This window comes from Microcoleus sp. Pol10D4, assembly GCF_036701555.1.
Lineage (GTDB): Bacteria > Cyanobacteriota > Cyanobacteriia > Cyanobacteriales > Microcoleaceae > Microcoleus.
The window spans coordinates 94,764-108,928 of the sequence record NZ_JAUBRA010000005.1; the positions used below are offsets into that span (position 1 = coordinate 94,764).

Sequence of the window (14,165 nt, forward strand, 5' to 3'; positions counted from 1 at the left end):
AACCGCCCAAGAATTTGAGATCAGTGAGATTGCGAATTAGTGGCACGATTAATCTAAAGTTCAGATTGCGTGGAAATAATCAAAGAGAAAGTTTATTATTTAAATCCCAAGCACAGGCGAGGTGTTTCTGCCGTTCCCTAAGGCTTTGCCCGATAGTTAGCCGCCCTCTGACAACCTGCAATCAACTATGCCGTTCTACCACCCGCCCTTTTACTCCTCAGCCTTAGAACAAGCGATCGATCGCTACCCCCTCACTGCCGGGCCAGAAACTTCCTTAGCAGTGGCGATCGCCCTGATGAGTCAGTTGCAAAACAGTTGTCCCCTAGTCAAAACACCTGTACCCTCAGACCGGGGGGCGATAACCGAAACATCCGCGCCGGAAAAGGTGCGGGCCCGCTGCGTGTTCGTCGTACAGAACCAGCAGACTATTACCACAGGCAACTTATCCGACAACCCCAGCCGCGGACTGTTAATCGGCATATTAACTCCCGCCGACCTAGTGAGGCTGATAGCTTCTGGCAAAATAGACAGCCAGCACAAAGTAGGCCTGCACAAAATACCAATTTCCGAAGTGATGTCCCCGGTGTCGGTCTCCCTCACAGAATCCGATGACCAAGACGTGTTTACCGCTTTATCCTTATTTCGCCAGCACAAGATTCGCTATTTGCCGATCGTCAATCAATTTCGCCACTTGGTAGGAGTGCTGACGCGGGAAAGAATTCGCCAAGTATTGCAGCCTTCAAACATTCTTAAATTGCGGCGGGTAGCAGAATTAATGACTACGCCAATTACAGCGCCCCACACCGCCTCGCTGCAGAGCATAACCGAACTGATGTCAGAGCATCAAGTCAGTTGCGTAGTGATTACAAAAAACAAAGAATTAACAATGGAGAAGCCCAAAGATGACTATACCTCCATTTTTCACTATTCCTTTCACCAACCCCTGGGAATTATTACCGAATATGACCTTGTGCAGGCACAGTTTCTCGAACTAAATTTCCAGCAAACCCCAGCTCAAAAAGTCATGAGAACTCCCCTGCAATTTCTTCAACCTTCCGATTCTCTATGGACGGCGCACAAAGAAATGCAGCAGCAACAAGTGCAGCGGTTGGTCGTGTGCGGCGGGCGCGGAGAACTGTTGGGAATTATTACTCAGACCAGCTTGCTCAGAGTCCTCGACCCCACCGAAATGTACCGAGTTGTCAAACAGTTGCAGCAGTCGGTTTATCAATTGCAAGCCGAAAAAGTGGAACTGCTGCAAAGCCGCAATGCCAAACTGGAACAGCAGGTGCGGGAAAGGACTGCAAAACTCCATGAACAATTGCAGCGCGATCGCCTGTTAACTCACATTTCCTTGCGGATTCACCAATCCTTAAACCTCGAAGAAATTCTCAACGCCAGCGTCGATGAAGTCCGCCAAGTTTTGCAAGCTGACCGAGTAGCAATCCTGCATTTAGAGTCCAGCAATTACGGCATTGTAGTCGCAGAATCCGTTGCCGAAAATTGGCCTTCAATCTTGGGAGAAATCATGCCGGATAATATTTGGCAAGAATCTGCTTCGGTGATTGAACAGGAAATTTATGCCGTCCCCGACATCGACCAAGCCTGTTTGATCGCCGAAAAATATGCGCGGTTTCAGCAAGCGCAAATCAAAGCTTATTTGATTGTACCAATTTTGCAAGACGGCAATTTGTGGGGGATGATGTGTGTCCATCAGTGTTCCCAATCCCGTCAGTGGCAGCCTTCGGAAGTGGATTTGCTGCTGCAACTGGCAACTCAAATCGCGATCGCCATTCAGCAAGCCCAACTCTATCAGCAAGTCCAAAATCTCAACACCGACCTCGAACGCCAAGTCCAAGAACGCACCGCAGAATTGCAGCAAAAAGTTCACGAACTCCAGCATTTAAATGTCCTCAAAGATGAATTTCTCAGCACAGTTTCTCACGAACTGCGGACGCCTTTAGCTAATATAAAAATGGCTATTCATATGCTGAGAATTTCTCCCACAGTCGATCGACGCCAGATTTACCTAGAAATTTTAGAAACAGAATGTACTAGAGAAACAGATTTGATTAATGCTTTGCTAGATTTGCAGCGGCTCGAAGCCGCAACTTGTCCGATCGACCTCGAACCAGTAAACTTAGAAGTCTGGCTGCCTACTATTATCGACCCGTTTTACACCCGGGCCCACGACCGCCACCAGGATTTGCGAGTAGAGTGCGCTCGCCACCTCCCCACGATCAGTTCCAACCGCGCTAGTTTGGGACGAATTTTAGCCGAACTCCTCAACAATGCCTGCAAATATACTGCCAATGACGGCGAAATTTTTCTGAAAGTTGAGTGCAAAAACGGAGACTGGGAACAAGGAGGACAAAGGAAAAATTCGCGAGAAGCAAGTGCTGTGGCTTCAGAAATCCAATTTACACTCAGCAATCAATCATCCATTTCCATAGAGGAATTGCCTCGAATTTTTGAGAAATTTTATCGAGTTCCCAACGCAGATCCTTGGAAACAAGGAGGTACAGGTTTGGGTTTAGCTTTGGTTCAAAAACTTGTGGAACAGTTGCAAGGGAAAATTGAGGTTGAAAGTAGGAATGGCTGGACTAATTTTATCGTCACATTTCCTACCAACCCGGATGGAAATTAGTCCGCCATCAGTCAATTTTAGATTTGAGGTTTGAGATTTTAGACTTCTGCCTAAGAGGTTCGGCGAGCGCGAGCGTCAAGTCGCGCTCAGTCGAACGATTTTAGATTTTCGATTTACTCCACAGACAAATCTGGGAGATTGAACTAGAGTCTAAAATTTTGGGATTTCCATGACTACGAATTTCAAAGGTGGTACCCGCTACGTGATTTATCCGTGGAATCAATCCAAAATCGAAAATCAAAAATCCTCAAGAAAGAGCATTTATCCGTGGGGTCGCCTCTAAAATCGAAAATCGAAAATCGAAAATCGATTGACTCCTGTCGGGGGCTGGTATCCTTTTTTTTGAGGTCATCTTTGTTGGTTGTCACTCTTTCTTAGGAGCTAGTTTGCGGATACGAGACGGTGCTGGTGTCAAATTCAAATATTCATTTTTATCTTCAACAACTGATGATCTAGATGCTGGATACTTCTTGCGTTTAGGGGCATGATTCGCAACTGTTCCCAAGCATGGTATGCCAAAATTTTCTAATTGACTGAAAACTTTTTGGACTAAAGAAAAGGGAACCTGCTGAATTGCTACAACCATCAGTATGCCATCGGTGCGCGCCGCTAAAAAATTCGCATCTTTACTGTCCGCCAGCGGCGGCGTATCATAGATAACTAAGTCAAATTTTGCGTGAAGTTCTTCCATTAAATACTGCATCTGAGATGATGCCAGCCGTCGGGCAGTACCAGGATTCGGGACACCAGCAGTTAATACAAAAAGATTATCTGCTAGATGCGATCGTTGGATAATTTCATTGGGTTCGTTTTTATGGTCGAGCAAGTTGCTCAATCCCTTGACATTAGGGAGTTCCAACAGCAAGTGCAGGCTGGGCGAATGCAAATTAGCGTCTACTAACAGCACTCGCTGACCCGCCAGCGCTGCCACGTAAGCTAAGTTTAAAGCAACGGTAGATTTGCCTTCGCCAACTTTAGCCGAACCAATTGCCAAAGAGCTAATCGTTCGATTTGAAGAAAGAAAGCGAATATTAGTATAAAGAGAGTCAAAAGCTTCTATAAATTCCGCAGCATTTTTCTTATTACCCTCTTTTCCTTCAAGATAAGCATAGGCACTAGCAATAGAAGGCGGCAACTTTCTAGCATTTTTGTCCAGAGGAATGGCTCCCAATAAAGGCGCTTCAACCGCATCTTTAACGTCATCAGCACAGTAGAAAATATTGCGAAGCTTTTCAATGAGGATAGCAGATCCCAGACCCAAAACTAGCGCCCCAACAACTGCCATCAAAAATTGGTTTTTAGCTTTCGATGGAACTGGAATCCGGTTGCCCTTCTCATCTCGCGGTATCCGTGGTTCAGAAATTATTTCCCAAGGTACTTGGCTTTGAGCGGCTTGGACGCGCAGAGTTTCCCGCTGGCTTAAAAGTTGATCGCGGGTGCGGGCGGCTACGTCTAATTGCTGTTGCAGTTCGTTGTAGCGGCGGGCTATGGTGGGGAATTGTGTTGCTTGCCTGTTTAAATTGTTTTTAGTTTGGGTGATTGCTTGAAGGCGAGCTTCTAAGACTTCTACTTGGTTAGCAGTATCAACCAATTGTTTAATCAAGCCTATGCGAATAGAATTTTGAAAATTCTGAACTTTAGAATTGGCTTGGGCGCCTACTAAATTTTGCCCCAAAATTCGCTCAGTTTGCTGGTTAAGCAAAGCTACTAAATTTGCCCGCTTGCGCTCTAAAGCTTCCACTATAGGGTTAGCCGATTTAAAACGAGCTGTTTCTACAGCAATCTGACCTTCTACTTCCTTAACCTTGGTCAGTAACTCTTTATATTGAGGTTCTTCGCTTAAAGCTGAAGCAGCAATAGCTTCATTTGGTGTAAAATCTAATTGTTTTTGCAAGTTAGCATACAGCGTTTTCTGTTCTTGCAGTAGCCTTTGAGTTTCTAACTCTAAAGTTTCTACGGTACGAACCTGCTCGATTAATTGCGCGCCTTGTTCTTGAGGATCGGTAATCTTTTGCTGCTGCTGTATCACCTGTAACTCCGATTTCAGGTTGTTTACGCGCTTATTGAGTCCCGGAAGCTGGTCTTCAATAAATTTAACACCTTCACCAATCCGAGTCTTGCGCTCATCAAGACTGTACTTTAAATATTTCTTTTTAGTTTCTTGTAAAACGAACTCAACAAATTCCGGGTCATTCCCCATGAAGCGAACTTCCAAAATTTTAGTGAGCGTCATCTGATCTTCTCCCAGCCGCACAACGGCTAATTCTTTTTGAAGAAGTTTCTCGGTAAATTGTGGATATCGTTTTTGGACTTGTTTAACAATAGCCCCCAGCATCTGAGGACTCTGGAGAATTTGAAGTTGAGTTGCGTAGTCCAAACTAAAAAAATCTCTACTAGGTACTCCTCCCCCCTCACTGCGATTGGCTAGGGCAGATGGATCAGCAATTCTTGCCTCCGTTGTCACGGGTTCGACTAGCATCCGAAAATCGCCTTGATATGTTTTCTTGCCTCCCTTGATCTGATAAACAGCTCCAGCGCCTACTAGACCTATAATCCCAATAATGATTAGGGCTTGTCGCTGAAAAGTCCTCAACAACGGCTTTACATTCAATCCTTTCTGAGGCTGCGCGCTTAAATCTTCTCCCTCGTCAACGGAAAATTGCTGCACCTGTCGGCTCTGGTTGCTAATGGGTACGATATGAGCGTCCTGTTCTCTTTCCATGTTGACCTCTTGGATATTTTGTGGGTAAAATCAGCTTTCTTCTGCGAGCCTTCGGGTTGATACTTTGAGCATTGGCTTAAGGATATCACACGAAATTATTGGTTGGTTGAGCCCACTTCCTTCTAATAGTTCTCACTACTTTCACATAGTATACAAAAATAATTAAATCCCTATGCTAGGCAGGTAGTAAAACTTCTTTTACAACTGCTGGAGAGTTATATCAGACTGCATTTGGCTCTGCTGCGTTGTTCTTGTATTTCGGGTTTCCGGGCGACGAAGCAAACTTTTTCAGGTGTCGCTCAGCTTCCCGACAGGGGGTTCCATAACTTTACCAAACTTTTACAATTGACCGTAACACCTCAGCCGCTGCTGGCGCTGGTATTGGTTTATCCTCTATGCCATTTTTCGGTTCGCAGTCCAGGGCAGAAGCATTTGTTAACTTATCCGCTAACTGACCGGCTAAAAGGTTTTGCATTTCCCATGTAGATATAATTAGCCACATTCAGGAGATTTTTTGGAACGGCAACTAATCCAATCAATTTCCGATAAAAATCTGTTTCTTCTTTTAATTATAAACTTTTTGAGGAGATGGATGACTGATTAAGTATATAGATTTACTGATAGTGATAATTATATCACAAACTACTCTCTATAGTGCGCGACAGACATAAAATTTAATAATTTGTGTTCTCAAGCCCGATCGACATATCGAACAACTCAAGCATTCGGGGTTTTTCTACCGGGGCGGATGGGGCGGCGCGATTTATGTATTTTCGTAAAAAAACTAGGTTTCTGGGTTGCGGGGCTATTACTAAAACTCTCCCTGTTATTCGCCCTCCAAGCAAGCTATAGCAATCCTTTCGGTAAACGCGCAACGGGCTTTTTGGGAAATTAACCAATGCCATAAGAAGATGACACATTGTTAAAGAAAAAAAAGAGTTCGCACAGGGTGGGAGGATTGCTATTGATCTTGATCAGATTAGCTATCGGTAGTTGTTGTTTTTTGATTTGACTACTTACCAACTACTCATTATTAGCGCTTACTGATTTTGTGCTTTTCTTTCTCGCAGTTTCAGCAATATTTCTGCATGAACTTCGCGGGTTATAGGATAAAAATATGTAAGAATCATGCCAGCAATTAAAGCAATTGTGGGCAGCGGCCCGATCGCAACTCGAATCGCAAACAGTGCCGACTCTGGCTGTACGGGTGCAGGCTGTCCCGGAACTGTAGATAGAAATCCAGCTCCTTCTAATGCTTGGCCTACCAACCACAAACCCCCTGCCAATCCGATTTTTTGCAGCAGTACCATAAACGAATAGAAAACGCCTTCGCGTCTTTCTCCTGTTTGCAGTTCGTCGAGTTCGATCACATCCGGTATCATTGACCAAGGTATTAGATAAGCCGTGGAAACTCCGACACCTGCCATGACTGCTAATACGTACATTTGCAATACTTGTCCTGGTTGCAGAAAAAATAGTCCAGCTTGGGCAATAATCCACAAACTCATACCCATAAAATATACGGCTTTTTTGCCGTATCTCTCGCTGACTTTACTCCAAACAAATAGCATGATTAATGCAGTGCCTTGAACTGCGATCGCCACCAAGCTAAAAACGTACTGTGGCTGTTGCATCCAGTTAACAACAAAGTAGGGAATAATAGTAGCAGTCAACTGCACTCCCAGCCAAGAAAAAAGATAAATTCCAATTACGTACAAAAAAGGGCGATTGCTAAATGCAATCTGCAACTGTTCTTTCAGTGGCAAGGATGTAGAATTATCTAGTTCTGCGTTTTCTAATAGTTGGGCTGCGACGTGCTTGCGAGTTCCCAAAACACACCAGTACAAAGGCAAGACAGAGATAACTGCACAGATTGCACCTAATACTAAATATTGTTGATTGGGGTCATTTTCAAATACACGAAAGATAATTAGGGCTAAGATTAATGAAAAGATGCTGCCGCCAATGGAGAAAGCAAATCGAAAACTATTAAGGCTAGTGCGTTCGTTGTAGTCTTGAGTAAGTTCTGGAGTCAGGGCAGTGTAGGGAAGATTGACAGCCGTGTAGGCGGTGTTGAACAAAATGCTGATCCCAACATAGTACCAAAATAACACTGTGTGATCCGTGCTAGGTACAATCCACTGCAATAAGAAGAATATGCCGAAGGGAATGCCACCATATATTATCCAAGGATATCGGCGGCCCCAAGGGTGAGAAGTGCGATCGCTCAAAACCCCCACAATCGGGTCATTTATGGCATCCCAAACCTTGCCAACTACCAAAATATTACTGGCTAAACCGGCAGGTAAACCAGCGACATTGGTAAAAAAAACTAGGAGGTAAAATGCTAAAACATTAGCGGTAATTGCTGGGCCGAGGTCGCCGGCACCGTAAGCTAATTTTGTTGAGAAACTGAGTTTTTGTGTTTTGGGGTTGTCGGCGGCTGGTCGAGGCCCGGAAGTGTTGGTCATAAACTTTGATTTCGAGATTTTTTGGCAGTCACAGTCTTTCCAGTAGGAGTATAACTCGCGCTACGCCCTAATACTAAGTTTTTTGTAGCGATCGGGATAAGCTTGAACATTTGGTAATTGATAATTGGGTAATTGGTAATTGATAGGTTAGTGGGGGCGGGTTTACCAGATTATTTGTCTTAGGCAATTATGCTTGGTAAAGCCTGCCCCTACTTAAGGAAAAAGTTGCGAAATCTGAACTTCTATTTCGGGAAATGCCAGTATTGACAAAACATCATCTTCATTAAATACTGTTTCTTGTCGGTAGTTGGCCTCGCCCGGTTCGCGAAAAACATAAACTTGCCGCGTGTTAACATCAAGTATCCAATAATCAGTAATTCCCGCCTTAGCATAAGCCGATGCTTTTCGCTTGCGGTCTGTTTCTAAAGTCGTGTCAGCTATTTCTATTAATAAGAAAATATAGTCTGGTGCGGGATGAAAATCTTGGTACAGCCGAGGGTCAATTTGCACTACAGCAATATCCGGTTCTGGTTCTGAATTTATACTTAGAGTAACCGGGTCTTGGATGCGAATTAAAGCAAGTCCTGCCAGCAGATTTCTCAGATAGTCGGCTGCACAGAGATTAGTTGCGGCGTGGGGAGGATTTTTTGCACTCATTGAAATAATTTGCCCGTCAATTAATTCGACTCGTTCATCGGGATTGAGAATACCTGTTTCGGTCATGCGGCGATATTCCTCTACAGTCCACAAGCGTACATCTGTTACAGTCATGGCACAATTTCCTTTTGCGATATTATCTATTATCCTAAAAGCCGAAACCGTTTTTTTATCAAAATACTGGATAAGAGACTTTAACACTGGTAAAAAACCCGGTTTCTTTGGTAGATTCCCGGACGACTTTAAATCCCAAATCCCCAATCTAAAATCTAAAATATAAAATCTAAAATTGCTAGGTCAGCAATCTAGATTTAGCTGTAATTGCTCCCACACACCACAAAATGGCATTGACAATTTCCGATCGCTGAATATCTTCTGCGTCTAAAAAACTTGCAAACTCTTCCTCAATATTCAAATGGTCGGCAAAATCATAAAGTATGCGCTTGTATTCAGTTGGCATAGGTATTAAAGTAGCTTTCACTAAATCGAAAAGCGCGTTCAAACAGTTGAGGATAGTAGCTGACTCGTCAAAATCTTCGGCATCGAGCAAGTACAGCGTTTCTGCAATGTCGCAAATAGCGTCTATTTCTGTGGGTGGCTTTCCCAGTTTGCTGACATCGATATTGCACAATTGGAGAGCGTTAATCGCTAGTTCTGGACGGGTAAAAAATACAAGTTGACCGCCGGCTACTAAGGGCGGCTCTTGTTCTCCATAGACAATTAGAGTATATAGATTTGGTATTTCGGTGCCGGGGTCGATCCGGAAACCGAACAGCCACAACAATTTTTCTGTATTTGGGCTCGCTGTTTGCAGTGTTGTTGGGAAAATATTTGGTTCTGACATGAATTTTTAATCCCTATAATACGCTCTTAAACTCGGTTTCTACGCAATTTTTTTGTTTTTGTGAGAAATCTACAGAGGAACCGGGTTTATAAGGCAAGAGTGCGTAATTTTTTCCCTATAAATTTTGCTGGATTATGTCGCAGCATTCGGCAATAGTTGCTCTTTCTTCCATTGCTGCTACTAGGGCTTCGTAAGCTGATTTGTGGCTTTCGATCAGGTTTTTTGCTCGCAGCAAACCCCAGTTTTGTTTAAGTTGAATTTCGGAACTGGGACGGCGCAGTTGTGTTAAAATTGCACTAATTTTGGTGCGGTCTTCTGCTCCTCCTTGTGCGCTGCCGTAAACAAATTTTTCGGCGACTATTCCGGCCATCCATACCGTGCAGTATTGGTCTAAAAGTTGGGCGGAAAGTGTGCCACTTTGGAGTTGAGATGCTAATTGTTCGTCTTCAAATCGGACGCCGCCTTGGGCTGTTTGACCTTGTTTAAATGCTTCCCAAGCGTTGAGGGCGTAGCTGGTTACGGGAATTCCCAACAGGTACGCGACTAGGAAGTGTCCGGCTTCGTGGTGAAGGATTCGATCGCGCTTTTGTTTGGAAGTTCCCCCCAGCCAATCTAATAAAATAGTACCGCCTTGACCTTGCCACTGGAAACTGTCGAGGGTGGCTAGCCCCAACAGGCAAAAAGTGGCGATCGCAGGTACGGCTTCTGGCAAGTTGAATAGGGGCCCCAACAATATTGAAATGGTGATGGCAAAGATAGAAATAGCGATAATATTCAAAGAAGTGTCTTTCATAATTGGGAATGGGTAACTGGGAATTGGTAAGGGGTAATTTGTAATAGGGAATTGGTAATGGGAATTGGTTTTAGAGGTAAACTCAGGTACGATCGCGCGATCGGTTTGGCAGCGTCGGGTCGATCGCAGCAGCCGGGACTTCCGACAAAAACACCACCTTCCAGTTTGACTGAAAATTGTCCCTCCGAAGCCACCGATATTAAAAAGATATTAAAATAAATCAAAGTCCAGTAAAAGTGTTAGTGGAATCCTTCATGTCAGTTTTGGCAGCGATCGCAGTTTTAGGTATCTTGATTGTCGTTCACGAACTCGGCCACTTCCTGGCGGCGAGACTTCAACACATCCACGTCAACCGCTTCTCTATCGGTTTCGGGCCCGTCCTCTGGAAGTACCAAGGCCCGGAAACTGAATACGCCCTCCGCGCCTTTCCCCTGGGAGGTTTCGTGGGTTTCCCGGACGACGATCCAGACAGTACAATTCCCCCAAATGACCCGAATTTGCTCAAAAATCGCCCCGTGCTCGATCGGGCGATCGTCATTAGCGCAGGGGTAATTGCCAACTTAATTTTTGCTTACTTCCTGTTGGTGGTGCAATTGGGTACTGTCGGCGCAGCAGAAATGAACTACCTACCGGGAGTTAAAGTCCCGGAAGTCGCTGCGGAAGTCAGTTCGGCCGCCAAACAAGCGGGAATTCGATCGGGCGACGTTGTTCTGTCTGTTGACGGCAAGGAATTGGGCGCTTCCCGCGAAGCAATCAAATTATTGGTCACAGCAATCCAAGATCATCCCAACCAACCCCTAGCGTTGGAAATTCAGCGCCAAGAACAAAAATTTGTGGTGACAGTAACTCCTGAAGAGTCGCCCGACGGCAAAGGTCGCATTGGTGTGCAGCTAACTTCTAACGGCACTGTGGTGCGGCAGAGGGCCGGATTTGTAGAGGCGTTTAGCAAGGCTGCCAAAGAATTTGAGCGGATTGTGGTGCTGACGGTTCAAGGTTTCGGGCAGTTACTTAGCAATTTCAGCCAGACTGCCGACAAGTTGTCCGGGCCTGTGGCGATTGTGGCGATTGGTGCAGGGATTGCCAAATCGGATGCTGCGAGTTTGTTTCAGTATGCGGTGTTAATTAGCGTCAATTTGGCTGTGATTAATATCTTGCCTTTACCTGCTTTGGACGGCGGTCAGCTAGCTTTTCTGTTAATAGAAGGACTGCGGGGCAAGCCTCTGCCGAACCGCATTCAGGAAAATGTCATGCAGACTGGTTTGGTGTTGTTGCTGGGTTTGGGAATATTCTTGATTATTCGCGATACTGCTAATTTGGCTGGGTTTGATTTGCGAAATTTCATGCAATAGTAAATGAAGGAAGAGGGAAGAAGGAAGTTCTGCAACGGATTCTGTAACGGATGTAACGGATGTAACGGATTTCAGGAAGAAGGAAGAAGGAAGAATTATGTCTAGTTTTCCGTTTTCCTATTTTCCTATTTTTCCCTCTCTTTTTTTCCTACGCAAGCGAGGCAGAGCCTCTGGTTATGGGTTCCCCGGTCGTGCCTGGAAGTTAAAAACAAATAACAAATGACTAATGACTAATGACTAATGACTACTGACTAATGACTAATGACTAATGACTACTGACTAATGACTAATGACTAATGACTACTGACTAATGACTAAAAAGTTAAGTTTAAAACAACGATCGCTCGAAATTCTGGTTCGCCTCAAACGCCTCTATCCCGAAGCTCCTTGTACTCTCAACTACGAAACTCCCGTGCAGTTACTGGTGGCGACGATTCTCTCGGCTCAGTGTACGGACGATCGAGTAAATCTGGTAACGCCGGCTTTGTTTGAGCGTTTTCCCGATGCGGTTGCTTTGGGAAATGCTGATTTAGAAGATCTCGAAAGTCTGGTGCGATCGACTGGTTTCTACCGGAATAAGTCTAAAAATATTAAAGGTGCTTGTCAGGCGATCGTCAATAAATTTAACAATCAAGTGCCGCAGCGGATGGAACTGCTGCTAGAATTGCCCGGAGTTGCCCGCAAAACGGCTAATGTCGTTCTCGCCCACGCTTTTGGTATTAATATGGGCGTGACGGTAGACACTCACGTCAAACGTTTGACTCAACGGTTGGGATTGACCGAACATACCGATCCTATAAGGATCGAGCGAGATTTGATGGTATTGTTGCCGCAGCCGGATTGGGAAAATTGGTCGATTCGGTTGGTTTATCACGGCAGGGCCGTTTGTAATGCGAGAAATCCGGCTTGCAATATTTGCGAACTTGCAGATTTGTGTCCTTCTGCTAATAGTTTGGTGTTGCACCAAGGTTAAGTATAGGCAAGATGCCTTTACCACAAAAATGTTGAGTTATTGCAGATTTGTGTCCTTTTGCTAATAGTTAGGTGTTGCACCAATGTTAAGTACAGGCATCTTGCCTGTACCACAAAAATGTTGAGTTATTGTGGAACAGGCATCTTGCCTGTTGCTAAAAATCTTGTTGACAAAAGAAATAATTCAAATAAAAGCGAGCCGAAATCACCAAAATATAGTAAAATAGTAGATTGTGATTTATCTAAGGATATCAACAGATTATGGCTAAAAAGAGCATGGTCGAGCGCGAGAAAAAGCGCCAGAGACTCGTAGACAAGTACGCCGACAAGCGGGAAGACCTGAAAGACCAGTTTGACCAAGCTACCAATCAGATGGACAAAATGGCGATTCACCGCCAACTACAACAGCTACCCCGCAGCAGTTCACGGACTCGCTTGCGGAACCGCTGCTGGGCAACTGGACGCCCCAGAGGTGTCTATCGTGACTTCGGACTGTCTCGCAACATGATGCGAGAAATGGCTCACGAAGGTCTTTTGCCCGGTGTTGTGAAGTCTAGCTGGTAGCACGAAGGAAGAAGGAAGAAGGAAGAAGGAAGAAGGAAGAAGGAAGAAGGAAGAAAAAAACTCACAATTAATCGGCAGGATTAGGTTTGGGGTTGATTTTTGTTTCAGACTTATGAGTTAAATTTTCCTCCTTCTTGCTTCACTGGCCGCAGCATTTATCGATGCCGAGACTTTCGAGTAACAAGTCGCTGACGGCATTGGCGATCGCAAATTCGCCGTAGAAGCTTTTAGAAAAATCATAGGCCTGCATTTCGGTGACGATCGCAATTACGAGGCTGCCCACGTCATTTTCGCCTTCCATGCGCTGGCGGACATAGATTTGGGCAGCTCTTTTAGCTATTTGCTGGTTGGCTGCTTCTGGGATAAACTCGGAGTCTAGCCATGCCAGCAGCGTTTGTTGGAGCCATTGGCCTTCTTGTTCAGGGTTTTTGGCGGGCGGTAAGGTAATAGGTTCAATGGTTTCAGACATGATTATTCCTAATTGCTAATGTTGACTTTGAAAAGTTAACTGAGAAATGACAACTGATAAATATATGCAATATGATATACCGACAATTATACAAGGATATGCCCAAGGCTACTTCTTGATGGCAAATGAGGGCGAGGAAAGTTTGGGGTGGTATTCCAGCCGGCAGCGGGCGCTGATTCCCCTGGATGAAAGATTTACCTATCCGAAATCCCTGCGTCGCCAAATCAATCAAAATCGATTTTCGGTGACTGTGAACCGCGATTTTGGGGCGGTGGTTGAGGGTTGTGCCGATCGCGAAACGACTTGGATTTCTAAGGAGCTCAAGAAGATTTACTGGGGTTTGTATGAGGCCGGTTGGGCTTACAGCTTCGAGACTTGGTGCGGGGACGAATTGGCGGGCGGTATTTTAGGATTGTCGATCGGCGGTGCGTTTATTGGGGAGTCGATGTTTTACCGAATTCCCGAGGGTTCTAAGGTGGCGATGGTGAAGTTGGTGGAGAGATTGCGCGATCGATCTTATCTACTTTTCGACGCTCAAATGAACAATCCGCACTTAGAAAGATTCGGAGCTTATACTGTTAAGGAAAAACTGTACAACACTCTTTTGCAAGCAGCTTTGAAGCGCCGCTGCACGCTATTTTGAATATTCTGTAATTAGGGAAACTGCACTGCCATTT

13 protein-coding genes are annotated in these 14,165 nt (G+C 44.9%); 6 read left to right on the forward strand and 7 right to left on the reverse strand.

All coding sequences use genetic code 11. From position 1 onward, the window contains the following. The first annotated feature begins 187 nt into the window (after positions 1 to 187). Complete coding sequence (locus QUA36_RS04695; protein ID WP_333455870.1) at positions 188 to 2,647, forward strand: CBS domain-containing protein; 2,460 nt, start codon at positions 188 to 190, stop codon at positions 2,645 to 2,647. 364 nt (positions 2,648 to 3,011) lie between these two features. Here the strand turns inward: QUA36_RS04695 and QUA36_RS04700 are convergent, their stop codons facing one another. From QUA36_RS04700 to QUA36_RS04725, 6 genes are all read right to left on the reverse strand, one after another. After that, positions 3,012 to 5,369, reverse strand: coding sequence for a polysaccharide biosynthesis tyrosine autokinase (locus QUA36_RS04700; protein WP_333455872.1), 2,358 nt, complete (start codon positions 5,367 to 5,369; stop codon positions 3,012 to 3,014). A 328-nt stretch (positions 5,370 to 5,697) separates the two neighbouring features. Then, complete coding sequence (locus QUA36_RS04705; RefSeq protein WP_333455874.1) at positions 5,698 to 5,844, reverse strand: hypothetical protein; 147 nt, start codon at positions 5,842 to 5,844, stop codon at positions 5,698 to 5,700. A gap of 565 nt (positions 5,845 to 6,409) precedes the next feature. Then, positions 6,410 to 7,840: an MFS transporter gene (locus QUA36_RS04710; RefSeq protein WP_333161236.1), complete on the reverse strand. Its 1,431-nt coding sequence runs from the start codon at positions 7,838 to 7,840 to the stop codon at positions 6,410 to 6,412. Between the two features lie 213 nt (positions 7,841 to 8,053). Then, complete coding sequence (locus QUA36_RS04715; RefSeq protein WP_333455876.1) at positions 8,054 to 8,611, reverse strand: Uma2 family endonuclease; 558 nt, start codon at positions 8,609 to 8,611, stop codon at positions 8,054 to 8,056. A 178-nt stretch (positions 8,612 to 8,789) separates the two neighbouring features. Then, positions 8,790 to 9,341 (reverse strand): hypothetical protein, encoded by a 552-nt coding sequence (locus QUA36_RS04720; protein ID WP_333161240.1) that lies wholly within the window; start codon positions 9,339 to 9,341, stop codon positions 8,790 to 8,792. A 115-nt stretch (positions 9,342 to 9,456) separates the two neighbouring features. Next, the gene (locus QUA36_RS04725; RefSeq protein WP_333455878.1) at positions 9,457 to 10,134 is read right to left on the reverse strand and encodes an ATP-dependent Zn protease; all 678 of its coding nucleotides are present in this window, start codon (positions 10,132 to 10,134) and stop codon (positions 9,457 to 9,459) included. A 57-nt stretch (positions 10,135 to 10,191) separates the two neighbouring features. Here QUA36_RS04725 and QUA36_RS04730 point away from each other — a divergent pair, with 57 nt between their 5' ends. The 4 genes from QUA36_RS04730 (at position 10,192) to rpsN (ending at position 13,019) form a co-directional block, all read left to right on the forward strand. Continuing rightward, complete coding sequence (locus QUA36_RS04730; protein ID WP_333105714.1) at positions 10,192 to 10,353, forward strand: hypothetical protein; 162 nt, start codon at positions 10,192 to 10,194, stop codon at positions 10,351 to 10,353. 35 nt (positions 10,354 to 10,388) lie between these two features. Further along, positions 10,389 to 11,483 carry an RIP metalloprotease RseP gene (gene rseP / locus QUA36_RS04735; RefSeq protein WP_333455880.1) on the forward strand — a complete coding sequence of 365 codons (1,095 nt, stop codon included), beginning with the start codon at positions 10,389 to 10,391 and terminating at the stop codon, positions 11,481 to 11,483. A 310-nt stretch (positions 11,484 to 11,793) separates the two neighbouring features. Continuing rightward, positions 11,794 to 12,456 carry an endonuclease III gene (nth, locus tag QUA36_RS04740; protein ID WP_333455882.1) on the forward strand — a complete coding sequence of 221 codons (663 nt, stop codon included), beginning with the start codon at positions 11,794 to 11,796 and terminating at the stop codon, positions 12,454 to 12,456. A 260-nt stretch (positions 12,457 to 12,716) separates the two neighbouring features. Next, a complete protein-coding gene (gene rpsN, locus QUA36_RS04745) occupies positions 12,717 to 13,019 on the forward strand; it encodes a 30S ribosomal protein S14 (protein WP_190740106.1) in 303 nt (100 codons plus the stop codon). 139 nt (positions 13,020 to 13,158) lie between these two features. On the opposite strand, the gene QUA36_RS04750 is transcribed toward rpsN, so the two are convergent. After that, positions 13,159 to 13,488: a hypothetical protein gene (locus QUA36_RS04750; RefSeq protein WP_190740107.1), complete on the reverse strand. Its 330-nt coding sequence runs from the start codon at positions 13,486 to 13,488 to the stop codon at positions 13,159 to 13,161. Positions 13,489 to 13,534: 46 nt separating this feature from the next. Between QUA36_RS04750 and aat the strand changes: the two genes are divergently transcribed. Continuing rightward, entirely contained in the window at positions 13,535 to 14,131 is a 597-nt protein-coding gene (gene aat, locus QUA36_RS04755; RefSeq protein ID WP_445251267.1) for a leucyl/phenylalanyl-tRNA--protein transferase, read from the forward strand. Positions 14,132 to 14,165 lie beyond the last annotated feature (34 nt).